Here is a 22781-nt window from a genome sequence, read left to right on the forward strand (position 1 = left end):
CCGGGATCGCGGGGATAGGGTTGACCACATGAGCCAACCTGTGCGGTTACGGCCGCCGAGAAACCAGCTGGATCGCCGGTGCCGCGCCTGGTGGCGGGTACGTCTCGCGCTGGGGGTGGTGCTGGTGGTGGCGGCGCTGGCGGCGGTGGGGTCGATCGCCGCGCCCCCGATGCTCGTGCTGGCCGGGATCATCGGCGCGATCGGCCTGGTGTACCTGGTGGTCATGCCCGCGTGGTGGTACCGGGTGCACCGCTGGGAGGTCACCGACAGTGCCGTGTACACCAGGACCGGCTACTTCTGGCAGGAGTGGCGCGTCGCCCCGATGTCGCGGATCCAGACCGTCGACACCATGCGCGGCCCGTTGCAGCAGCTGTTCGGCCTGGCCACCGTCATGGTGACCACGGCGTCGGCGAAAGGTGCGGTGGAGATCAAGGGGCTCGACGCGCGCCTGGCCGCTGAGCTCGTCGAGGAGCTCACCGAGACGACGCAGGCGACACCGGGGGATGCCACGTGACGGCGGAGCAGGACACCGATCCGGCGGTAGCCGAGGGAGGTGGGATGACCGCCTTCGAACGGCTCGACCGCAGGCTGGTGTTGGTGCGGACGCTGACCACGATCGGCATCGTGCTCGTGGCGGCGGTGCCCGCGGGCCTGGGGATCCACACCGAGGGGCGGCCGGTGAGCGTCACCGCCGGGATGGTGGCCGCCGGTGCGGTGCTGCTCGTGGCGATCACCTCCGTCTCGGAGTACCTGCGGTGGCGGGCCACCCGTTTCCGCGTCACCGACGAGCGTTTCGAGTGGCGGTTCCAGCTGATCATCACCCGGCGTCGCTCGCTGTCGCGGGACCGCATCCGCACGGTGGACATCACGGCAGGTCCGGTGCACCGGTTGTTCGGCCTGGCAACCGTGGTGATCGGCACCGGTGAGCAGAGCGCGTCCGCGGAAGGCGGGCTGCGCCTCGACCCGGTGTCCCGGGAACGCGCCGAACGGTTACGCGTGGAGCTGCTGCGGCGCCCCGAGTCCGGCACCGAGGCGGGTCAGTGGTCGGGTGCTACCGGTGCGGGCGCCGCGGACGCGGCCGATACCGCTGTGGCCGGCGCTGCTCCGGGCGGCACGGCGATCGCCACCCTGGACTGGCGCTGGGCGATCTACGCGCCGCTGTCCTTCGTGACGCTCGCGGTAGCGGTGGCGGCGCTCGGCATTCCGATCAACCTGGTCAACTGGTTCGGGTCGGTGACCGGGTACACCGACGGCATCGGTGGCGAGCTGCAGGAGCGGCTCACCGCGCTCGCCGTCGGCGCGGCCCTGATGGCGGTGCTGCTGGTGGGACTGGTCGTGGTGGTGGCGGCGCTGATCGGCGCGGTCGGCGCGACGTTGCTGTTCGTCGAGATGTGGTGGGGCTACCGCCTGACGCGCGAGTCCGACGGCACGCTTCGGGTGCGTAGGGGGCTGCTGACCACCCGGTCCATCTCGATCGAGGAACGCAGGCTGCGTGGCACCGAGCTGGTCGAGCCGCTGGGAATACGGCTCGCCCGCGCGGGACGTGTCGACGCGGTCGCCACCGGGATGCAGCAGAGCCAGGGCGGTCAGCGCACCGATCACCGGACGTTGCTTCCCGCGGCGCCGCGGCGGGTCGCACGCGCGGTCGCTGCGACGGTGCTGGACGAGCCCGACTCGCCCTACGATCGGGCGCTCACCGGCCATCCCAGGGCAGCGTTCACCCGGCGGTTGCGTTGGGCACTGCTGCCGGTGATCGGCCTGGCAGGTGTGCTGCTGGCGGCGAGCCTGCTCCTCGACGGGTGGCCGGGCGAGCTGGCGAGCGGGGGAATCTGGGTGGTGCTGCTGGTGGTAGCGCCGCTGGCGGCGCTTCTCGCATGGGACGCCTACCGCAATCTCGGCCACGCCCTCGCCGGACGGTACCTCCTCGGTCGCAGCGGAACGCTCCGGAGGAGCACGGTCGCGTTGCAGCGCAGCGGGATCATCGGCTGGACCATCCGGCAGTCCATCTTCCAGCGCCGCGTCGGCCTGGTCACGGTGGAGGCCACTACCGCGGCGGGCCAGGGTGCCTACGCCATCCCCGATGTGGCCCAGCGCGACGGCCTACTGATCGCCGAGGAAGCCGTACCCGACCTCCTGGCCCCGTTCGTCGAACGCGACGAGCGGTGACGGTGGGGGTGAGCCGAAGGACTCCTTCGGTACCGGATATGTACCCGAGGGGCCCTTCGGCTCGCACCGGGGCGCTCGCCAGGCATGATGGCGTGGGCTCCTGGTGACCGGCCGGGGTGCACAGGCACCGAAGGGGAGACGGGTCAGGCGTCCGATACGGTGAGGCGACCATGCGCGAGGCGACGAGTGCTCATGACCGTGACGATCAGGATGGTGACAGCGTCACGTCCGGCAGGCACGCGGTGTTGTGGCGGTGGGTCGGCGAGCGGATCGTGACAGTGGTGGTCGGGCTGGGCACCGTGGCCGTGCTCGCCGGGCTGGGTTGGTGGCTGTTCGCCTACGGTCTCGCCGATACGGGACGCTCCGGAGAGGAACGGGCCGGGGACGACGTCTCCGCGCCCGCCGCCGGTGAGGCGGACTCGGCCGAGCAGCCGGACGCGTCACTGCCGGGGTCACCGGAGCCGCTCGAGGTCGGGGAGTACGTCTTCGAACCTGTCGTAACCCCGGACACCGGTGACGACTGCGTGGCCGTGTCCTACGGGCAGGTCCAGTGGTGGTTCTCCGAGTACCCGTGTGAACGGGTGGTGCGCGGGCTGTACGAGACGCGTGTGGACGGGCAGCGCGTGCTGACCTCGGTGGTCACGGTGACCATGCCCGACGGCGAGCGTGCTCGGCAGCTACAGGGGATCACCGACACGCCGGGGGCGGGCAACATCTCGGATCTGGTGCTGGACGGCACTGTGGACGAACCCACGGTCCCCGGCCTGGCTGGCACTCACTACGCCTCCCAGGTCGACGACACGGTCGTGACGATCGTGGAGGCGGACTCGGTGGAGACCGCGCTCGATCCCGGGGTGCTCGCCGAGCTCGCCGAGGAAGCGCTGCGACTGGCCACGGCGCTGCGCTGACGCGCGACACCAGGCTGGGCGCCAGGGGCGCGCTCACGGCCGGCCGGGCAGGGCCACCGCGACGGGCTCCGCGCCCACCTGCGAGCGCCAGCGGGTGCTCGCCGTGCCGGACGACAGCAGCGCCTGCAGCGCGAACTGCCGGAGCGCGCCGTGATCGGTCCGCTCCAGCAGGCCACGCCAGGCCCGCGCGGTGTCGCGCTCGGCGATGATCGCGAGCATTGCCGCCGACTCCTCGTCTGTGACCGGCTCCGGCGGGTGGTAAGCCGGTTCGGCGGGATCGGTAGTCGCCCCAGCCGCGCGGAGCAGTTCCCGGCCGCCGTCCCGGCGCGCGCGGTGTTCGGCGATGGTCTCGTCGATCATGTCGGTCAGCTCGCCTGGGAGGAAAGCGCGGATCAAGTCGTAGCTCCAGATCGCCGCGTGCTCGGCGGCCAGCGCTTCGCGCAATGCCCGGATCGACGCCTCGGCAAGCTCCAGGTCCAGTGAGCGCACCGTGAACTCGACGGTCAGCGGCCCGCCGAGGTGTTCGTGCAGCGCCAACGCGGCGGCACAGCCACCTGCTACCGTGCCGAGCAGCGCGGCCCGGTGCCGGGACACCTCGCCGACCAGGTCCCGGATCTGGGAGATGGCCGTCTCGAGGCGCGAACCCAGACCTTCGAGATCGGTCACCGGGTCGGGCGCGGGCAGCTCCTCGGGTTCGGGACGGTTGGCGCGCCGGGCCTCCGCGCGCAGCACCTCTTCGTGACGGGACCGTACCTCGGCGACGGCGGTGGCGACCTCGGACTCGGTCCCGGTCAGCGGTGCTGCCAGCTCGTAGCCCGCGCCCGCGTCGAACTCCGCGTGCCGCGCCAGCGGGACCAATGGATCGGGCCGGGTGTCGTGCCCGGTGACGCAGCCCGCCAGCGTGACGGGCACGGCCGGTACGGCGAGCGCGGCCAGCCGCAGCACGCTGCGGCGGGTCAACCGCCCCTGTCCCCGGTTCGCTGCTGTCCCCACGAGCATCATCCTGCCAGGGGACACTCCTCGCGCCGCCCGGTGGCTGCCGGGGGGCAGTGCGGGCATGGTGGATAAGCCGGTGGCGACCGGGCACCGTGAGGCGGGCAGCGAAGGTTCGGTGAGCGCGAGGTTGGTCTAAGCTGGATCCATGGTGGGTCGGGTCAACGGAAGCTGACCGGGACCAACCGTGACCAACGCTGATGCCGAGCTCGCGAGTTCGGTCAGCCACGATGAGGACGCAGCCGGACAGGGGAGAGTCGACAGTGCCGAAGGATCTCGCCGCGCGGCTGGAGCCCGTGGTGGCCGACGCGGTCAGCGAAGCCGGGTTCGAGCTGGATGCGCTCGATGTGCAGCAGAGCGGTGCGCGTAAAGTGGTGAAGGTGGTCGTCGATTCCGACGACGGGATCGAGCTGGACGAGGTGGCCGAGGTCAGCCGTGCCGTGTCGGCCAGGCTCGACGACCACGACCACGTGCTGGCCGGCTCCTACACGCTCGAAGTGACCTCCCCCGGTCTCGATCGGCCGTTGACCGCGCAGCGCCACTGGAGACGCGCGCGCTACCGCCTCGTACGGGTGACAACGACCGACGGTGAGAGCTTCACAGGTCGCATCGGCCACGCGGGCAGCCACGCCGCCCGCGTCCTCGTCGGCTCGGCCATCCGGGACGTTCGGTACGAGCAGGTGGCCAATGCGACCATAGAGGTGGAGTTCAAGCAACCCCCCAGCGACGAGTTGAAGCGCCTCGACGCTGACGCCGAGCAGGTCGCCGACGAGGCGACCGGTGGCCGGGAAGGTGCCGCTGGCACAGGGGCGAGCGAGAACCAAACACAGGCGAAGGAGGAGTCGAGGTGAACGTCGACATCGCGGCGTTGCGCGCGATCGAACGAGACAAGGACATCCCCTTCGAAGCCGTCCTGTCGGCCATCGAGTCCGCCCTGCTGACCGCTTACCGGCACACCGAGGGCCACCAGCGCCACGCCAAAATCGACATCGATCGTAAGACAGGGTTCGTGCGCGTGATCGCCTACTCGCTCAACGAGCACGGCGAGATCGCCGAGGAGTGGGACGACACGCCGGAAGGTTTCGGTCGCATCGCGGCGACCACTGCCCGGCAGGTGATCCTGCAGCGGTTGCGGGACGCCGAGCACGAGAAGACCTACGGCGAGTTCTCCGCGAAGGAAGGCGAGATCATCGCGGGCGTGGTGCAGCGCGATGCGCGGGCCAACGCACGGGGCACGGTGGTCGTGGCTTTCGGGGACACCGAAGGCGTGTTGCCGCCTGCCGAGCAGGTTCCCGGCGAGCACTACGAGCACGGCAGCCGGATCAAGGCCTATGTCATCGGTGTCTCCCGTGGCGCTCGGGGACCGCAGATCACCCTCTCACGCACCCACCCGAACCTGGTGCGCAAGCTGTTCGCGCTCGAGGTCCCGGAGATCTCGGACGGTACGGTGCAGATCACCTCGGTGGCCCGTGAGGCGGGTCACAGGTCGAAGATCGCGGTGCACTCCACGGTGCAGGGCGTCAACTCGAAGGGTGCCTGCATCGGCCCCATGGGCTCGCGGGTGCGCAACGTGATGAACGAGCTCGGTGGCGAGAAGATCGACATCATCGATCACGCCGATGATCCGGCCACTTTCGTGGGCAACGCGCTGTCACCGGCGAAGGTCGTGTCGGTGAGGGTGGTCGACGAGCGCATGAAGACCGCACGGGTAATCGTGCCGGACTTCCAGCTGTCGTTGGCGATCGGCAAGGAAGGGCAGAACGCCCGGCTGGCCGCTCGGCTGACCGGGTGGCGCATCGATATCCGCAGCGACGCCGACACCAGCAGCGGCCATGTGATCCCCGCCGATCCCGCTCCGGGCGAGGTGCCTCGGCGCACTGCGATAACCGGTTCGTCTGAGTAGTGAGGCAGACGATAGACTTGAGGTGGTGCAACGCTCGATCGTGGTTCCAGCCCGTGGGGAACGTGGTCATCGCCCGGTTCGTATGTGCGTCGGTTGCCGCGGCCGAGCGTTGGTAGGCGAGTTGTTGCGGGTAGTCGCGGCGGACGGGTGCCTGGTCGTCGACGAGTGTCGGCGGCTACCGGGCCGGGGTGCGTGGTTGCACCCCGACCCAGGGTGTCTGGAATCCGCGACCCGGCGGCGAGCGTTCCCCAGGGCGTTACGGGTTTCTGGGCCGCTCGACGCCGGATCCGTCGGAGAGTACCTCCGGCAGTACCGGGGCAGCGCGCCAACCCAGACCACAGGTGCGGCCGCGGTCGCATCGAAGCGGGAAGAGAGAAAGCAGGTCGACCCGTCATGAGTCAGCCGTGAAGCTGAAGCCATGAACGCGCGACAATAGGACGAGGTCTGCGGGGCTAGCCGCCGACCTCACCGGACGAGGAGAGTAGTGGCAGGCAAGGCCCGCGTACACGAGCTCGCGAAAGAGCTCGGAGTCACGAGCAAGGAAGTACTCGCCAAGCTCAAGGAACAGGGCGAGTTCGTGAAGTCGGCGTCGTCCACGGTCGAGGCGCCGGTAGCCAGGCGGTTGCGGGAGGCGTTCCCCAAGCCGGAAGGCGAGAAGCCCGCTGCGGGTGCGAAGCCGGGGCCCAGGTCGGGCCAGAAATCGGCTCGCGAGAAAGCGCAGCAGTCGGATGCCGCTCCGGTGGCGGACAAGCCCGCTGAGCCCGAGCAACAGGCGACGGCCCCGAAGCCGGGGCCCAAACCGGCGCAGCCGCAGCCGCAGGCGGCTCAGCCAGATCAGCCGGAGTCGGCGCAGCCGCAGGAGCCGCAGCAGGAGAAGCCGACTGCGAAGGCTCCCAAGCCGGGGCCTCCGGCCAGCGGTCAAGACGACCAGGAATCCGGTGGCCAGGACGGCGGCAGCGTTGTCCCGCCCAAGCCGCAGGGGCCGAAGTCCGGTGGACCCAAGCCGGGGCCACGGCAGCCCCGCGTGGGCAACAACCCGTTCGGCGTGGGGGCCGGTTCGCCGCAGCAACGCACCCCCCAGCGTTCCTCCGGGGGCCAGGGCAGCGGTCGCGGTGGCGAGCGTGGTGGCCGGTCGGGCGGTGAGCAGCCGGCCGCGGCGCAGCACGACGACGCGACGAGCACCGGCAAGCCGAGCCCCGGCAACATGCCGCCCCGGCCGAATCCGGGCATGATGCCGTCCCGGCCGGCGCGCGGCTCGGGTGGCCAAGGGGGCCCCGGTGGTGGCCGCGGTGCGGGCACCCGTGGCGGTCCCGGTGGCGGCCGTGGCGGTCCGGGCGCTGGCCGTGGTGGCCCTGCTGGCGGTCCCGGTGGCGGGCGCGGCGCTGGCACCCGTAGCGGACCGCCCGGTGGCGGTCCGGGCGCTGGCCGCGGTGGCCCCGGTGGTGGCCCAGGTGGCGGCCGCGGTGGCCCCGGTGGTGGCCCTGGCGGCGGTCCCGGTGGTCCGCCGCGTACCGGGGGGCCGGGACGCGGCCGCGGTGGCACCGCGGGAGCGTTCGGCAAGCCCGGCGGCCCTGCGCGCAAGGGGCGCAAGTCGAAGCGCCAGAAGCGCCAGGAGTACATGGAGAACATGCAGGCGCCCAGCGTGGGTGGCGTGCGGCTGCCGAAGGGCAGCGGCGAGACCATCCGGTTGCCGCGTGGCGCCTCGCTGACCGACTTCGCCGAGAAGATCAACGCCAACCCGGCCTCGCTGGTGCAGGTGCTGTTCCACCTTGGCGAGATGGTCACCGCGACGCAGTCGGTCTCCGATGACGTCCTGGAGCTTCTCGGTTCCGAGATGAACTACAACGTCCAGGTCGTCAGTCCGGAGGAAGAGGACCGGGAGCTGCTGGAGTCCTTCGACATCACCTTCGGCAAGGACGTCGGGACCGAGCAGGACCTGGAGTACCGGCCCCCGGTGGTGACCGTGATGGGTCACGTCGACCACGGTAAGACGAAGCTGCTGGACACCGTCCGGTCCTCGGCCGTAGCCGAGGGAGAGGCCGGTGGGATCACCCAGCACATCGGCGCTTACCAGGTGGCAACCGAGCTCGAAGGTGCGAACCGGTTGATCACCTTCATCGACACGCCGGGACACGAGGCCTTCACGGCCATGCGCGCCAGGGGAGCGGGTTCCACGGACATCGCGGTGATCGTGGTGGCCGCCGACGACGGGGTGATGCCCCAGACGGTGGAGGCGATCAACCACGCCCAGGCCGCCAAGGCGCCGATCGTGGTGGCGATCAACAAGATCGACGTCGAGGGTGCCAACCCGGACAAGATCCGCCAGCAGCTCACCGAGTACGGGCTGGTCGCCGAGGAGTACGGCGGCGAGACCATGTTCGTGGAGATCTCGGCCAAGCAGGGCAAGAACCTGGACTCGCTACTCGAAGCGATCCTGCTGACCGCCGACGCGGCGCTCGACCTGCGCGCCAACCCCGAGATGCGTGCCCAGGGTGTGGCCATCGAGGCGCACCTGGATCGTGGCCGGGGTCCGGTGGCGACCGTGCTGGTGCAGCGCGGCACCCTCCGGGTCGGCGACCCGATCGTGGCCGGCGACGCGTTCGGCAGGGTCCGCAGGATGGTCGACGAGCACAACGAGGACGTCAAGGAGGCGCTGCCCTCCCGTCCCGTCCAGGTCATCGGGTTCACCTCGGTGCCGGGTGCGGGCGACACGTTCCTGGTGGTCGACGAGGACCGGACGGCGCGGCAGATCGCCGAGCGCAGGCAGGCCAGGGCGCGCAACGCGGCCAACGCCGTGCAGCGCAAGCGGATCAGCCTGGAAGACCTGGACTCGGCGTTGAAGGAGACGCGCCAGCTCAACCTGATCATCAAGGGTGACAACTCCGGTACCGTCGAGGCGCTGGAAGGCTCGCTGAGCAAGATCGACGTCGGCGAGGACGTGGAGCTGCGTATCATCCACCGCGGCGTCGGCGCGATCACCGAGGGCGATATCAACCTCGCGATCGCCGACAACGTGATCGTGATGGGCTTCAACGTCCGGGCGGAAGGCAAGGCCACGGAGATCGCCAACCGTGAAGGCGTGGACGTGCGCTACTACACGGTGATCTACCAGGCCATCGAGGAGATCGAGAACGCGCTCAAGGGCATGCTCAAGCCCGAGTACGAGGAAGTCGAACTCGGCAGGGCAGAGGTCCGCGAGGTGTTCAAGTCCTCCAAGGTCGGCACCATCGCCGGGTGTCGCGTCACTTCCGGCCAGATCCGGCGCAACGCGCGTGCGCGCCTGCTGCGGGACAACGTGGTGGTGGCCGAGGACCTCCCGGTCTCCTCGCTGAGACGGTTCAAGGACGATGTCGTCGAGGTCCGCGACGGGTTCGAGTGTGGTATGACGCTCGGCAAGTACAGCGACATCAAGGTGGATGACGTCGTCGAGACCTACGAGTACCGCGAGAAGCCGCGCGTGTAGCGCGAACCGGGGGCGCAAGCGATGCCTCTCGCTTCCGCCCCCGGTTCACCCGCCCGCGCCAGACCAGCGAGGACACCATGTACGTTGGGGCGCTCGAGCTCGATCTGTTGCTGGGCGATGTGCGGTCGCTCAAGCAGAAGCGGTCCGCGGTCCGGCCGGTGATCTCCGAGCTGCGGCGGCGTTTCGAAGTGGCGGCTTCCGAGGCCGGGCATGTCGACCTGCGGCGCAGGGCACTGCTCGGGGTGGCGACGGTTGCCTCGGATGCGGTGCACGTGCGGGACATTCTCGACGCGTGCGAGCGGCACGTGGCTGGACTGCCCGAGTTCGAGCTGCTGTCGGCTCGCAGGAGGTGGCTCGGCCCGGAGGATTGACAGGCTTGTGCCCAGGTCGGGTTGTGTATCCGGTGCCGGTTGCGACCGGGAACCGGGGGAGGCCTCGCGCGGCGGACGCCGGCGGTATCGTGGCGCGCGCCGTCGCGGAGGTGCACGATTCGCCGAGCACGGCGCAACGAGTTGTGGAGAGGGGCTATGGCTGATCACGCTCGCGCTCGGCGACTGGCCAAGCGCATCGGACAGGTTGTCGCGTCCGCGATCGAGCACGAGATCAAGGATCCCAGGTTGGCGGGTGTCACCATCACCGACGCCAAGATCACGGGGGATCTCCGCGACGCGACGGTGTACTACACGGTGCTCGGCGAGAACCTGGAGGCCGTGCCGGACACCGCGGGCGCGGCCGCGGCGCTTGCGTCCGCGCGTGGCGTCCTGCGGAGCAAGGTCGGTGAGAGCATCGGCGTGCGGTTCACCCCGACGCTGAGCTTCGTGCCCGACTCCGTTCCCGCTGACGCGCAGCGGATCGACGAGCTGCTCGCCAAGGCCAAGGAAGCCGACGCCGAGGTGGCCCGCAGGGCGACGGGTGCAGAACCGGCTGGTGACCCGGATCCGTACAAGCCGGACGAGGGCACCGACACCAGCGACTGAGCGGCAGCGGCGAGCGCGCCTGCCACGCTGGACGTCACCTCGGCCGCAAGCCTTCTCGGGTGGTCACTTCGGTGGTTTGCTCGCCACCACCAGATCCCGCACGATCGCGTGATCCACGCGGTGGCGGAACCCGTCGAACGGTGGCCTGTCGTGGACGGCCAGGCCGGACCGGCTCAGCAGCCCGGTCAGCTCCTCCCTGGGCAGTGTGTAGGTGTTCCACGAGATCGCCATTGCACCGCCCGGCCGGAGCAGCCGCTCCCAGACCGGCACTGCAGCCGTCAGCAGCTCGCGCGGGCTGCGGGACAGCGAGGTGGCTTCGTCCGGAGTGTGTCTGCGGCTGCTGTGCTGGACGCCGTATGGGGCGTCGGCGACGACCAGATCGAAGGACCGTGCGGGGTAGAGCTCGTCGAGTACCAGCGTGTCCACGTTGCGGAAGCTCAGCTGCTGCACGTCACCGGCCTTGTACGCGTCCTTGGTGGCCGCGTAGGTGATATCCAGCCTGCGGCCGAGCCTGCGCTTGTCCTTGCGGAGCTGGCCGGAGTCGGCGGTGTGCTTGATCCGCTTGTCCTTCAACCACGTCTTGATGAACCGCTCGTACTGCTCGAAATCCTTGCCGTCGGCCTCGCCACCGACGGCGTCGAAGCCGTACATCATCGCCTGGTTGAGCGTGGTCCCCCTGCCGCACAGCGGGTCGAGAAGCGCGAGCCGCTTGCTCAGCATCGCCGCCGGTCGGTGCATGCCGAGGCACGCCATGTTGAGCAGCAGTTTGGTGAACATCTCGTTGGTCTTGCCCGAGTACTTCTGGATCGTGAGCAGATCGGAGTCGAAGCGGTCGAGGGGCGCGAGCGAAACCGGACGCAGCAGCGGGGCAGCTTCCCCGGCCGAGTCGGCGTTCCCGGCGGTATCCGGGCCGGTCAGCTCGAACAGGGCATACACGCTCGACAGGTTCGACAGCAACGCGATGTCCCGCTCGCTCAGCGGCTCCTGCGCCGTGAAGGTGACGTAGTCGACGCCCGCGATCCGGGTCTGGTCGATGCCGTCGATCTCACCGTCGAGGGCGCGCTCGCTGAACGCGGCGAGCTCCGCGCGTAGCAGCGCGGGCGAGGCGTCGGCGTATACCCGGTTCGCCGCGGGCAGCAGGAGGATCGCGTACCGCGTCATGGCTTCCTTCGTGACGACTTGTTGAGGACTCGCTGGTGGTTGGTGATGACCTGCGCGCTGACTGCCGCGCGCTCGTGGCCGGAGGCGCCACGGTGGCGGCCGGGAACCATCGTATCCGGCGCGGATCCGGCACCGGTCCGGTGTGCGCCCGCCGCGGCATGGCTGGGGGTGGCGAGGTGTGGCGGGTGATGTGTCGTACCGCACGTACCGGTCCGGCCGGGCGGGTCGGGCTGCGACGCTGAGCTCCGGTGCGTGGAGGGCTCGCTGATCGGGACACCTTCCCGTGCCGTGCCGATCGTTCGTGCCGCTCGAGGAAGGGTGGATCCCCGGCGTGCCAGCGCAGCGCGTGCCCCTCTCGGTTGCCGGTGCCGGTTCCTGGCTGATCTGGTTCACCGCCGCCGTGGTGTACGTACTGGCCGTGTTCCACCGCACGTCACTCGGGGTGGCCGGGTTGGAGGCAGCCGAGCGATTCGGTATCGGGCCTGCGGCGCTGAGCTCGTTCACCGTGCTCCAGCTCGCCGTGTACGCCACGATGCAGGTGCCGACCGGCGTGCTGGTGGACCGGTTCGGCCCGCGGCGGGTGCTGACCGTGGCTGCCCTGCTGCTCGGAACCGGCCAGGTGCTGATCGCGGTCGCGGGTAGCTACCCGCTGGCTCTGCTGGCCAGGGGTGTACTGGGGTTGGGGGACGCGTTGACGTTCATCTCCGTGCTGCGGCTGGCGGCCAATCACTTCCCAGCCAGGCAGTACCCGATCGTGGCCACACTCACCGGTGCGTTGGGATTCGCGGGCAACCTCGCGGCCACGGTGCCGCTCGCGCTGCTGCTCGGCGGTCCCGGCTGGATCGTCACGTTCCTGTTCGCCGGCGCCCTGACCCTGGCCTACGCCGCGATGGTGCAGTGGCGTGTCCTCGACACCCCGAACACCCGTTCGCAGCCGCGGGACGAGCGAGGGTCGCTGTCGGTGCGCGCGATCGGCACGCAGGTCGCCCAAGCCTGGTCGGTCCCGGGAACCCGCGTGGGTTTCTGGACACACTTCTCCACCATGTTCGCGCCGATGGTGCTCAAGTTGCTGTGGGGTGTCCCGTTCCTGGTCGAGGCGCAGGGGCGCGGCAGGGAGCAGGCCAGCGGCATCATCATGACGCTGGTGATCGCCGCGATGGTGACCGGCCCGGCGGTTGGGGCGATCATCGGTCGCTGGCCAGCCGCCCGCATGGTGCTGGTTGTCGGTTACCTCGCGGGCGCGGTCGTGACATGGTCGGTGTTGCTGAGCTGGTCGGGGGTAGTGCCGCTCGGTGTGCTGCTGCCGTGCTTCGCGTTCCTCGCGCTGGGGGGACCGGTGTCGACGGTCGGTTTCGCCCTCGCCCGCGACTACAACCCGATCGGTCGAGTCGGCACCGCGACCGGCGTGGTGAACATGGGGGGTTTCGTGGCGACAACCGTGGCCGCGCTCGCGATCGGTGTGGTGCTCGAGCTCACCGGGGGGAACTACCGGCTCGCGTTCCTCGCGATGGTGGCGATGCTGGTGCTGGCGGGCTACCGGCTGCTGGTGTGGTTGCTGCGCGCGCGTGCTGCGGTGCTCGCCGCGCAGGCCAGGGGCGACGACGTGCCGGTCCTGCTGCGCAAGCGCCTGTGGGACCGGCCGGCCCCGTCGTGACCACCCGGCATTGGGTGCCCGGACGCGGGGCCCGGACGCGGGGCCCGGACGCGGGGCCCGGCTGCGGGGCACCGGGGCGCGGGTAATGTACCGGTACCGTGCAGGCGATGCAGCATCACGACAGCCGCGGAGTACGGCCCGGCCTGTTCGTTGTCGACAAGCCGGCGGGGATGACCTCGCACGACGTGGTCGCGCGTATCCGCAAGATCGTGGGCACACGCAAGGTTGGGCACGCGGGCACCCTCGACCCGATGGCCACGGGCGTGCTCGTGATCGGTGTCGAGCGGGCTACCAAGATCCTCGGGCACCTGACCCTCGACCGGAAGTCCTACCTGGCCACGATCACGCTGGGAGCGGCAACGACCACCGATGACGCCGAGGGCGAGCCGCTGGGTGAAGCCGGGGCCTGTGAGTTGGCCGAACTCACCGATGAGCGGATCGATGCCGCGGTCGCCGAGCTCACCGGCGATATCGAGCAGGTGCCGAGCGCGGTGAGCGCGGTCAAGGTGGACGGAGTGCGGTCCTATGCCAGGGTGCGGGCTGGGGAGCAGGTGGACCTTCCCGCTCGCCCGGTCACCGTGTACCGCTTCGATCGCCTCGCGCTGCGCAGGGAAGCCACCGGACCGGATGACGCGTCCGAGCCGGGCACGGCGAACCGTATCGAGCTGGATGTGCTGGTGGACTGCTCGTCGGGAACCTACGTGCGCGCGCTCGCCCGCGATCTGGGTGCCGCGCTCGGCGTCGGCGGGCACTTGACGGCGCTGCGGCGGACCGCTGCCGGGCCGTTCGGGCTGGCCGAGGCACGCACCCTCGATCAGCTGGCTGAGCGGTCGGAACCGGCGTTCGGCCTGGACGACGTAGTGGCGCGGGCGTTCCCGCTGCGCTCGGTGGACGCGGCGACCGCGCGGGCGGTGCGGCACGGGCAGCGGATACCGGCGGCGGGCTACCACGGCACCTACGGCATCGTGGACCCCGATGGTCGGGCGCTCGCGCTCGCCACCGATGAGGGGCCTCGATGCACGTTCCAGGTAGTGCTTGCGCCGGCGTGAAGTAGGCGGCAGTCGCGGCACCGGTGCCGCGGCGCGCCCCGCCGTGTGGCGGAGCGTGTCCCTCGATACGCTCGTGGCCGTGCAGCGTTGGCGAGGACTCGAGGACCTGCCCGGGAACTGGGGACGGTGCGTGGTGACCATCGGCGTGTTCGACGGCGTTCACCTCGGGCACCAGGAGCTGATCCGCAGGACCGTGGAGGTCGCCAGGGAGCGCGACCTTCCCAGTGTGGTGCTGACCTTCGACCCGCACCCCTCCGAGGTGCTGCGTCCGGGAAGCCACCCGGCGCAGCTCACGACCCTGCGCCGGAAGGCCGAGCTGATCGAGTCGCTCGGGGTCGATGTGATGTGCGTCCTGCCGTTCACCCTGGAGCTGTCCCGGTTGACCGCCGACGAGTTCGTGCACGAGATCCTGGTCGACCGGTTGCACGCCGCCGTGGTGGTCGTCGGGGAGAACTTCACCTTCGGTGCGAAGGCAGCGGGGGACATCACGTTGCTGCGCGAGCTGGGCAGGCGTTTCGGCTACGTGGCCTACGGAGCCGAGTTGCAGGGCGCGCAGGTGGAGGGGGGCAGTGCCGCGGGGGAACTGCTGCAGGGCGAGATCACCTACTCGTCGACCTATATACGTTCCTGCATCGACGCGGGTGACGTGGCTGCCGCGTCTGCGGCTCTCGGTCGGCCGCACCGGCTGGAAGGCATCGTGGTGCGGGGGGACGGGCGCGGCAACGCGCTGGGGTACCCGACAGCCAACCTCGCGACACCGCGGTTCGCCGCGATCCCGGCCGACGGGGTCTACAGCTGCTGGTTCAACTGCGCGACGCATCCCGAACAGCCGTTGCCCGCCGCGGTTTCCGTCGGCACCAACCCCACCTTCTCGGGCAGGGAGCGCAGTGTGGAAGCCTACGTCCTCGGGGTGGACGAGGATTTCTACGGCCAGCATGTATCGCTGGATTTCGTGGCGCGGTTGCGGGACATGGTGGGGTTCGCTACCACTGGGGAGCTGGTCGACCAGATCGGCGCAGACGTCGAGCACACCCGCGCCACCCTGGGCCTGGCGTGATCACCCGCGGGTGCGGCGGGGATCGTCCTTGGGCACGGCTGGTGCGGTGTCGCGGCTGGTGCGGCGAGTGACACAGGGGAAGGCAGACGGTGGAGGAGATCAGCGCTATTCAGAAGAATATCGAGCTGCAGCGCCAGTGGTACGGTGAGCCGCTCGGTGACCGTGTGCGCAGGTTGATCGTCGCGTTCGACGTCTCGCAGGCCTACCTCGCCGAGGTGCTCGGCATTAGCGCCCCGATGCTGAGCCAGGTGATGAGCGGGCGGCGGGCGAAGATCGGTAACCCCGCCGTGCTCGCGCGGTTGATCATGCTGGAGCGCAAGGTCCTCACGCCTGGTGTGGCGGCGGGCGTGCGTGAGGCGATGATCCGGGCGATGGACGAGGTGCGTGACTCGACCCCCTCGGTCGGGCGCGACGACCTCCCCGTCCACCGGGGGATCGAAGAGTCGACGTTGCTGGCCGTGCTGCGCGATATCGCCGATGGCGAGGATCTGGTGGCCGCCTCGGAGCGGTTGGGCGGCGACTTCCCGGTGGTCGCCGACCTGCTGCGCAGGGCAGCGAACGCGGAGTAAAGCATGCGGCTGTTCACCGCCATCGTGCCGCCGCGGGAGGTCCTGGACGACCTCGATGCCGAGCTCGGCAGGCACGGTCGCCGTGCCTCGGGGGAACACGAGCCGCTGCGCTGGGTGGCGGCGTCGCTGTGGCACGTCACGGTGGCCTTCTACGGTGAGGACGATCCCGGGCGCCGCACCCGGATGCTGGGCAGGGAGGTAGCCGGGCACCGCGCCGTCGAACTCCGGCTCGACGGTGCGGGCACCTTCCCGGGGGTGCTCTGGGTCGGCATCACCGGGGACCGCGAGCGGCTGCGCGCTGTGGCGCGCGCCGCGGGTGTCGACGAGAGCGCGCGGCCGTACCACCCCCACCTGACGCTGGCGCGTGGAAAGGGGCGCACGGCCAACACCACGGCGCGCCGCTGGGCGGAGGCGCTGGCGGGCTATCGGGGGCCGGTCTGGACGGCCCGCGAGCTGGTGTTGATGCGCAGCGAGCTGTACCGGGACGGGCCGCGGTACACCGAGGTGGAGCGTTTCCCGCTGGCCACCGAGTGACCTGCTCCGGCGTGACCGGCAGCGCGACCGGCGGTGTGACCGGGGACGGGAACGCCTCGGCAGATGTGCTGGGCAGGTTACCTGATACGCTGGACAATCGGGTCAGGCTGTAGTCCGTGACGGCGTGACCCCCGGGCCTCCTCCCGGCGGAACCCCCGGTGAGGTGCCGGTCGAGTCCCCGGAGGCTCGGCGACCGCATCGCGGCCGCGACCGGGGCGAGGTCTCGGCAAGGAATCCGTACCGGAGGCCAGCGGGCATCCGGTAGTACACGGTACGAGGAACAAGGAGTATCGCGTGGCGCTGTCCACCCAAGAGAAGCAGGAAGTGCTGAAGGATTTCGGCCTGCACGAGTCCGACACGGGCTCCCCCGAGGCGCAGGTCGCGCTGTTGACCAAGCGCATCGTCGGGCTGACCGAACACCTCAAGGAGCACAAGCACGATCACCACTCTCGCCGTGGTCTGTTGTTGCTGGTCGGCCGTCGCCGCCGACTGCTGGACTACCTCAAGCAGGTGGACATCGAGCGGTACCGGGCGCTGATCCAGCGTCTCGGGGTCCGCAGGTGAGATGCTGATGACATAGTTGGCGCAGGGGACGCTCCGTGTCGCGTAGCGGCCGGACCGTGCAGCGCACGGAGCCTCCCCTCGTCCTACAACCACACGAGACTAAGGAGGGCAGGGCTGGAACGTGCGAGGGAGCGCAATCGCCGGTCCTCGGTGGTGGTTTCCGGATATCCGGGCTCGTCATGGTGGCCCCCGGAGACTTCGATCGATGACCGGCCTCGTCTCTCGCTCGCCCATCCACATCAGAGGTGGGACCGCGGCCCTGCTCGTCATTGACGAGGAGACACATCTACATGACTGAAGCCGTTGTACACGAGACGGAAGCCGTCATCGACAACGGGACGTTCGGCACCCGCACCGTCCGCTTCGAAACCGGCCGGCTGGCCAAGCAGGCGGCCGGTGCCGTGGTCGCGTACCTGGATGACGAGACCATGCTGCTGTCGGCGACGACCGCGTCGAAGCAGCCGAAGGAGCAGCTCGATTTCTTCCCGCTCACCGTGGACGTCGAGGAGCGGATGTACTCGGTTGGCCGTATCCCCGGGGCGTTCTTCCGCCGTGAAGGGCGGCCATCCACCGACGCGATCCTGACCTGCCGCCTGATCGACCGGCCGCTGCGGCCGTCGTTCGCCGACGGGCTGCGCAACGAGGTACAGATCGTGATCACGGTGCAGAGCCTGCACCCCGGTGACCCGTACGACGTGCTGGCGATCAACGCCGCTTCGGCATCGACCCAGATCGGTGGCCTGCCGTTCTCCGGGCCGATCGGCAGCGTGCGGATCGCGCTGATCGATGGTCAGTGGGTCGCGTTCCCCACCTGGGAGCAGCTGGAGCGGGCCACCTTCAACATGGTGGTCGCGGGGCGCCTCATCGACGGTGGCGCGGGCGCCACCGACGAGGACGTGGCGATCATGATGGTGGAGGCCGAGGGCACCGAGAAAACCCTGGACCTCGTCTCCGAGGGCGCTCCGGGCCCGGACGAGCAGGCGGTCGCCGCCGGTCTCGACGCGGCGAAACCGTTCATCCGCGAGCTGTGCCGGGCGCAGCAGCGGCTGGCCGACGCCGCGGGCGAGCCGGTGGGTGACTTCCCGCTGTACCCCGCTTACCAGCCGGACATCTACCAGGCCGTGGCCGACCTGGCCACCGACGAGCTGACCAGGGCGTTGAGCGTGTCGGGCAAGCAGGACAGGGACGACGCCATCGATGAGGTCAAGACCGAGACCCTCGCCAAGCTCGGCCTCGAGGAGGGCGAGACCTACGAGGGCAGGGACAAGGAGGCGAGCGAGGCGTTCCGCTCGCTGACCAAGCACCTCATCCGGCAGCGCATCCTGCGTGACCAGGTCCGTATCGATGGTAGGGGACTCACCGACATCCGGTCGCTGGCCGCCGAGGTCGGCGTGGTTCCCCGTGCTCACGGTTCGGCGTTGTTCGAGCGTGGCGAGACGCAGATCCTCGGCATCACCACGCTGAACATGCTGCGTTTCGAGCAGTCGCTGGACACGCTCTCGCCGGAGACCAGCAAGCGGTACATGCATCACTACAACATGCCCCCGTTCTCCACCGGCGAGACCGGTCGTGTGGGAACGCCCAAGCGCAGGGAGATCGGGCACGGCATGCTCGCCGAGCGCGCCTTGATCCCGGTGCTGCCGAAGCGTGACCAGTTCCCGTACGCGATCCGGCAGGTGTCCGAGGCACTCGGCTCGAACGGCTCTACCTCGATGGGCTCGGTGTGCGCGTCCACCATGGGGCTGCTCAACGCGGGCGTCCCGCTGAAGGCTCCGGTGGCAGGTATCGCGATGGGCCTGGTCTCCGACGAGGTGGACGGCACGACGTCCTACGTCGCGCTGACCGACATCCTCGGCGCGGAGGACGCCTTCGGCGACATGGACTTCAAGGTCGCGGGCACCAAGGACGTCATCACCGCGTTGCAGCTGGACACCAAGCTCGACGGCATCCCCTCGGACGTGCTGGTCAGCGCCTTGGGTCAGGCCAAGGACGCGCGGCTGACGATCCTGGATGTGATGAACGAGGCGATCGCCGAGCCGGACGAGATGAGCCCGTACGCGCCGCGTGTCACCCAGGTGACCGTGCCGGTGGACAAGATCGGCGAGGTCATCGGGCCGAAGGGCAAGATGATCAACTCGATCACCGAGGAGACCGGCGCGGAGATCTCGATCGAGGACGACGGCACGATCTACGTCGGCGCCACCGACGGCCCGTCCGCCGAAGCGGCGATCGACAAGATCAACGAGATCGCCAACCCGCAGCTTCCGAAAGTCGGGGAGCGCTTCCTGGGAACCGTGGTCAAGACGGCGGCATTCGGCGCCTTCGTCTCGCTGCTACCCGGCAAGGACGGCCTGATACACATCTCGAAGCTGGGCAACGGCAAGCGCATCGACAAGGTAGAGGATGTCGTCAACGTCGGGGACAAGATCCGCGTGGAGATCTCCGACATCGACCAGCGCGGCAAGATCAGTCTGGTACTGGTCAGCGAAGAGGATGACGCCGAGGCCTCCGGCTGACCCGCTGAGCTACCAGCTCCACCACGGCGCGGTCACCCCCGAACCGGCTGGTGACCGCGCCGTGGTCGAACGTTCGGTACTGCGCTGCGGGTTACGCGTGGTCACCGAGCGGATGCCGGGGATGCGCTCGGCCGCCGTGGGTGTCTGGGTCGGCACCGGGTCGCGGGACGAACCAGTCGCGAGAGCGGGTGCCGCGCATTACCTGGAGCACATGCTGTTCAAGGGCACGGGCAGGCGTGACGCGACCGGCATCGCCGAGGAGATCGACACCGTCGGTGGGGAGCTGAACGCGTTCACCGCCAAGGAACACACCTGCTACTACGCCCACGTACGGGACCACGACCTGCCTCTGGCGGTCGATCTGCTTACTGACCTGGTGTTCGACGCCGCGTGTCGCGACGCCGATGTGGACACCGAACGAGGTGTGATCCTCGACGAGATCGCCATGCGCGACGACGATCCCGAGGACCTGCTGCACGAGATGTTCCTGCGGTCGATGCTCGGCGACCATCCCGTGGGTCGCTCGGTGCTCGGTACCCACGATTCGGTCGCCGGTATGAGCGCGGCGGCACTGCGCGTTTTCTACCGCGACCACTACCGGCCGCCGAACATGGTGCTCGCCGCCGCGGGCAACATCGACCACGAGCGGCTGCTCGGTCTGGTTCGCGAGGCGCTTGATGACCGGTTTCCCGATGCGGAGCCGGTGGGGCCCAGGCAGGGAAGCCGGGATACGAACGACTACGGGTGCGGCGATGGCCTGGTTCTCACCGGAGACGACATCGAGCAGGCCCATCTCATGCTCGGCGCGCCCGGCCTGGACCGGCACGACGAGCGCCGGTACGCGTTGGGCGTGCTCAATGCCGCCCTCGGCGGGGGCACGAGCTCCCGGCTCTTCCAGGAGGTCCGCGAGCGACGCGGTCTGGCGTACCAGGTGTATTCCTCGATCGCCAGCTATGCCGACACCGGGCATGTCGCCGTGTACGCGGGGTGCCAGCCGGGCAGGCTGGGCGAGACCACCGCGGTGATCAGCGAGGTGCTCGCCGGGGTCGCCGAACACGGTCTGGATGCTGCCGAGCTCGACCGTGCCAAGGGCCAGCTGCGGGGCGGGCTCGTCCTCGGCCTGGAGGACACCGCAGCCAGGATGACCCGGTTGGGCAAGAACGAGTTGAACTACGGCAGGCACATCGATGTCGAGGAGGCGCTGACCCGGATCGACGCGGTCGGCGTCGGCGAGGTGGCCGAGCTCGCCGGGTGGGTAGTGCCGCGACCGGGCGCCGCCCGTGCGGCGGCGGTCGTCGGCCCGTACGCTCACATCGACGAACTGCCCGACGAGCTGCGCGAGGTGATGGGATAGATGAGTGGTGGGATCCGTGTCGGGGTGCTCGGCGCCAACGGGCGAATGGGTGCCACGGTCTGCGAGGCCGTCGACGGTGCCGGCGACATGACGCTGGTGGCCACTGTGGACGAATCGGACGCGCTCTCGGCGTTGACCGACGCGGGCGCGGAAGTCGCTGTGGATTTCACCCACCCCGAGGCCGTGATGGACAACCTGCGTTTCTGCGCCGAGGCCGGCATCCACGCCGTCGTCGGTACCAGCGGTTTCGACGAAGCGAAGCTGGCCACGGTGGACGGTTGGGTCGCAGGAACCGGTACCGGTGTGCTGATCGCACCGAACTTCGCGCTCGGCGCGGTGCTGACGATGCGGTTCGCCGAGGTCGCCGCCCGGTACTTCGAGACCGCCGAGATCGTCGAACTGCACCACAATCGCAAGGTGGATGCCCCGTCAGGGACAGCGGCCCACACCGCGCGGTTGATCGGCCAGGCACGCGAATCAGCGGGCCTCGGCGCCAACCCCGACGCGACGACTTCGGCGATGCCGGGTTCCCGAGGGGCGGACGTCGCGGACGTGCCGGTGCACTCGGTACGGCTGGCCGGGCTGGTTGCCCACCAGGAAGTGCTGTTCGGTTCGGCGGGTGAGACGCTGACGATCAGGCATGACTCGCTGGACCGCGCGTCGTTCATGCCCGGTGTACTGCTGGGAGTCCGGCAGGTTCCCTTACGCCCCGGCCTGACCGTCGGGCTCGACAAACTGCTGGATGTCTAGGGGGTCGCTGCCCGGGACCGAGGCGGGCGAGAGCAACGGGCCGGGCGAATTGGAACAGGTGAGGACACGCGCTGTGCGGAACACGACATTGATCACCGCCGTGGTGTTCACCGCGGCGCTCGGGCTGTACGTGGTGCTGCTTGCTGGCCGAGGAATCGAGCTGGTGCGTACCGGGGAGACGGCGGCGGTGCTGCTTGGCGCTGGAGTGCTGCTGTTGCCGCTGATCGGGATCTGGGCCGCGGTGGCCACCTGGCGGTCCGGACTGCGTGTCCAGCGGCTCGCCCGCACCTTGGCGGCTGAGGGCGGGCTGCCGGACGTGTCCGAGTTGCCGCGCAGGCCGAGTGGCAGGATCGACAGGGACGCCGCGGACGGCTGGTTCGAGCAACGCCGCGCCGAGGTGGTGGAGGATCCGACCAACTGGCGGTGCTGGTACCGGCTGGCCTATGCCTACGACATCGCCGGGGATCGCCGCAGGGCGAGGGAGACGATGCGGCGGGCGCTGGAGCTGGCCGACCGCAGCTGAACTCAACTCGCGCCGTGGGCGGGCTCGGTCACCCGCAACTCGAGGGTGCCGAACAGCCGCATCTCGCGGAGCGTGACCCCGCCGGTGTCCAGCGTGCGGACCGTGCCGTCCGGATGCCACCCGATGTCGCGGTAGAAGCTCAGCGTGGCCGAGTCGGATTCGGCCACCCACGTCATCCCCCGGTTCGCGCCGCGCGAGCGCAGGGCGCGTGCCGCGGCGGCGATGAGCCTGCCGCCGTGTCCCCTGCGTTGCCACCGCGGTTCGACGAGCGCGGTCGCTATCAGGCCGATATGGACCGAGTCCTCCGGCAACTCCCCCCGCGGCCCCGCGAGCTCCTCCTCAGGAGCCGGGCCGGACACCGAGAATCCCACCGTGTGGCCACCTTCGGTGGCCACGAACACGTCTGTTTCCGGGTGGCCGATCGCCTCGCGCCACTCGCGCTCGACGTCGCCGGAGTCCAGTGCCTCCAGCGCGGCCTGGTCCAGCACCTCCTGGTAGGCGAAGCGCCAGGTGTCCCGCTGGATGCGGGCGATCGCGGACGCGTCGTCGGGCGCGGCGAGGTGGACAGCTACGCGGGCCATACCCGCAACCTACCTGCCACGCCTCGGTCGGTGGTGTCGGTGGGGCGTGACACGATGCG

Annotated in this window: 22 protein-coding genes; 19 read left to right on the forward strand and 3 right to left on the reverse strand. The window is 69.8% G+C overall.

The features are described from left to right. The first annotated feature begins 28 nt into the window (after positions 1–28). The 3 genes from F8178_RS06555 to F8178_RS06565 all read left to right on the forward strand — a co-directional run bounded on the left by F8178_RS06555 (position 29) and on the right by F8178_RS06565 (position 3074). Positions 29–514, forward strand: a complete 486-nt coding sequence (locus F8178_RS06555) for a PH domain-containing protein (RefSeq protein ID WP_317493757.1) — start codon at positions 29–31, stop codon at positions 512–514. Next, positions 511–2166 (forward strand): PH domain-containing protein, encoded by a 1656-nt coding sequence (locus F8178_RS06560; RefSeq protein ID WP_317493758.1) that lies wholly within the window; start codon positions 511–513, stop codon positions 2164–2166. The genes F8178_RS06555 and F8178_RS06560 overlap by 4 nt, the downstream gene beginning before the upstream one ends. 170 nt (positions 2167–2336) lie before the next feature. Beyond that, a complete protein-coding gene (locus tag F8178_RS06565; protein ID WP_317493759.1) occupies positions 2337–3074 on the forward strand; it encodes a hypothetical protein in 738 nt (245 codons plus the stop codon). Positions 3075–3107: 33 nt separating this feature from the next. On the opposite strand, the gene F8178_RS06570 is transcribed toward F8178_RS06565, so the two are convergent. After that, positions 3108–4067, reverse strand: a complete 960-nt coding sequence (locus F8178_RS06570; protein WP_317493760.1) for a ferritin-like domain-containing protein — start codon at positions 4065–4067, stop codon at positions 3108–3110. A gap of 230 nt (positions 4068–4297) precedes the next feature. Here F8178_RS06570 and rimP point away from each other — a divergent pair, with 230 nt between their 5' ends. The 6 genes from rimP (at position 4298) to rbfA (ending at position 10410) form a co-directional block, all read left to right on the forward strand. After that, positions 4298–4918 carry a ribosome maturation factor RimP gene (gene rimP, locus F8178_RS06575; protein ID WP_317493761.1) on the forward strand — a complete coding sequence of 207 codons (621 nt, stop codon included), beginning with the start codon at positions 4298–4300 and terminating at the stop codon, positions 4916–4918. Further along, complete coding sequence (nusA, locus tag F8178_RS06580) at positions 4915–5970, forward strand: transcription termination factor NusA (protein ID WP_317493762.1); 1056 nt, start codon at positions 4915–4917, stop codon at positions 5968–5970. Before rimP ends, nusA begins: the two co-directional genes overlap by 4 nt. 82 nt (positions 5971–6052) lie before the next feature. Then, a complete protein-coding gene (locus F8178_RS06585) occupies positions 6053–6367 on the forward strand; it encodes a YlxR family protein (protein WP_317493907.1) in 315 nt (104 codons plus the stop codon). Between the two features lie 87 nt (positions 6368–6454). Continuing rightward, positions 6455–9433: a translation initiation factor IF-2 gene (gene infB, locus F8178_RS06590; RefSeq protein ID WP_317493763.1), complete on the forward strand. Its 2979-nt coding sequence runs from the start codon at positions 6455–6457 to the stop codon at positions 9431–9433. Positions 9434–9510: 77 nt separating this feature from the next. After that, positions 9511–9804, forward strand: a complete 294-nt coding sequence (locus tag F8178_RS06595; protein WP_317493764.1) for a DUF503 domain-containing protein — start codon at positions 9511–9513, stop codon at positions 9802–9804. 156 nt (positions 9805–9960) lie between these two features. Beyond that, positions 9961–10410, forward strand: a complete 450-nt coding sequence (rbfA, locus tag F8178_RS06600; protein WP_317493765.1) for a 30S ribosome-binding factor RbfA — start codon at positions 9961–9963, stop codon at positions 10408–10410. A gap of 63 nt (positions 10411–10473) precedes the next feature. Here the strand turns inward: rbfA and F8178_RS06605 are convergent, their stop codons facing one another. Continuing rightward, positions 10474–11571 carry an SAM-dependent methyltransferase gene (locus F8178_RS06605; RefSeq protein WP_317493766.1) on the reverse strand — a complete coding sequence of 366 codons (1098 nt, stop codon included), beginning with the start codon at positions 11569–11571 and terminating at the stop codon, positions 10474–10476. A 331-nt stretch (positions 11572–11902) separates the two neighbouring features. Between F8178_RS06605 and F8178_RS06610 the strand changes: the two genes are divergently transcribed. The 10 genes from F8178_RS06610 (at position 11903) to F8178_RS06655 (ending at position 22141) form a co-directional block, all read left to right on the forward strand. Beyond that, entirely contained in the window at positions 11903–13225 is a 1323-nt protein-coding gene (locus F8178_RS06610) for an MFS transporter (RefSeq protein ID WP_317493767.1), read from the forward strand. A gap of 107 nt (positions 13226–13332) precedes the next feature. After that, a complete protein-coding gene (truB, locus tag F8178_RS06615; protein ID WP_317493768.1) occupies positions 13333–14274 on the forward strand; it encodes a tRNA pseudouridine(55) synthase TruB in 942 nt (313 codons plus the stop codon). A gap of 79 nt (positions 14275–14353) precedes the next feature. After that, entirely contained in the window at positions 14354–15331 is a 978-nt protein-coding gene (locus F8178_RS06620; protein WP_317493769.1) for a bifunctional riboflavin kinase/FAD synthetase, read from the forward strand. Between the two features lie 89 nt (positions 15332–15420). Further along, positions 15421–15900 carry a helix-turn-helix transcriptional regulator gene (locus F8178_RS06625; RefSeq protein ID WP_317493770.1) on the forward strand — a complete coding sequence of 160 codons (480 nt, stop codon included), beginning with the start codon at positions 15421–15423 and terminating at the stop codon, positions 15898–15900. 3 nt (positions 15901–15903) lie between these two features. Continuing rightward, a complete protein-coding gene (thpR, locus tag F8178_RS06630; protein WP_317493771.1) occupies positions 15904–16434 on the forward strand; it encodes an RNA 2',3'-cyclic phosphodiesterase in 531 nt (176 codons plus the stop codon). Positions 16435–16728: 294 nt separating this feature from the next. After that, a complete protein-coding gene (gene rpsO, locus F8178_RS06635; RefSeq protein ID WP_317493772.1) occupies positions 16729–16998 on the forward strand; it encodes a 30S ribosomal protein S15 in 270 nt (89 codons plus the stop codon). A 290-nt stretch (positions 16999–17288) separates the two neighbouring features. Then, on the forward strand, positions 17289–19514 hold the full coding sequence (locus F8178_RS06640; protein WP_317493773.1) for a polyribonucleotide nucleotidyltransferase: 2226 nt from the start codon (positions 17289–17291) through the stop codon (positions 19512–19514). Then, positions 19492–20868 carry a pitrilysin family protein gene (locus F8178_RS06645; RefSeq protein ID WP_317493774.1) on the forward strand — a complete coding sequence of 459 codons (1377 nt, stop codon included), beginning with the start codon at positions 19492–19494 and terminating at the stop codon, positions 20866–20868. Before F8178_RS06640 ends, F8178_RS06645 begins: the two co-directional genes overlap by 23 nt. Beyond that, positions 20869–21618: a 4-hydroxy-tetrahydrodipicolinate reductase gene (gene dapB / locus F8178_RS06650; protein WP_317493775.1), complete on the forward strand. Its 750-nt coding sequence runs from the start codon at positions 20869–20871 to the stop codon at positions 21616–21618. Between the two features lie 73 nt (positions 21619–21691). Further along, positions 21692–22141 (forward strand): hypothetical protein, encoded by a 450-nt coding sequence (locus F8178_RS06655; RefSeq protein ID WP_317493776.1) that lies wholly within the window; start codon positions 21692–21694, stop codon positions 22139–22141. Between the two features lie 2 nt (positions 22142–22143). Here the strand turns inward: F8178_RS06655 and F8178_RS06660 are convergent, their stop codons facing one another. After that, the gene (locus tag F8178_RS06660) at positions 22144–22722 is read right to left on the reverse strand and encodes a GNAT family N-acetyltransferase (protein WP_317493777.1); all 579 of its coding nucleotides are present in this window, start codon (positions 22720–22722) and stop codon (positions 22144–22146) included. Between the last annotated feature and the right edge of the window lie 59 nt (positions 22723–22781).

It is taken from the genome of Haloechinothrix sp. LS1_15, assembly GCF_033042135.1.
Classification (GTDB): Bacteria; Actinomycetota; Actinomycetes; order Mycobacteriales; family Pseudonocardiaceae; genus Haloechinothrix.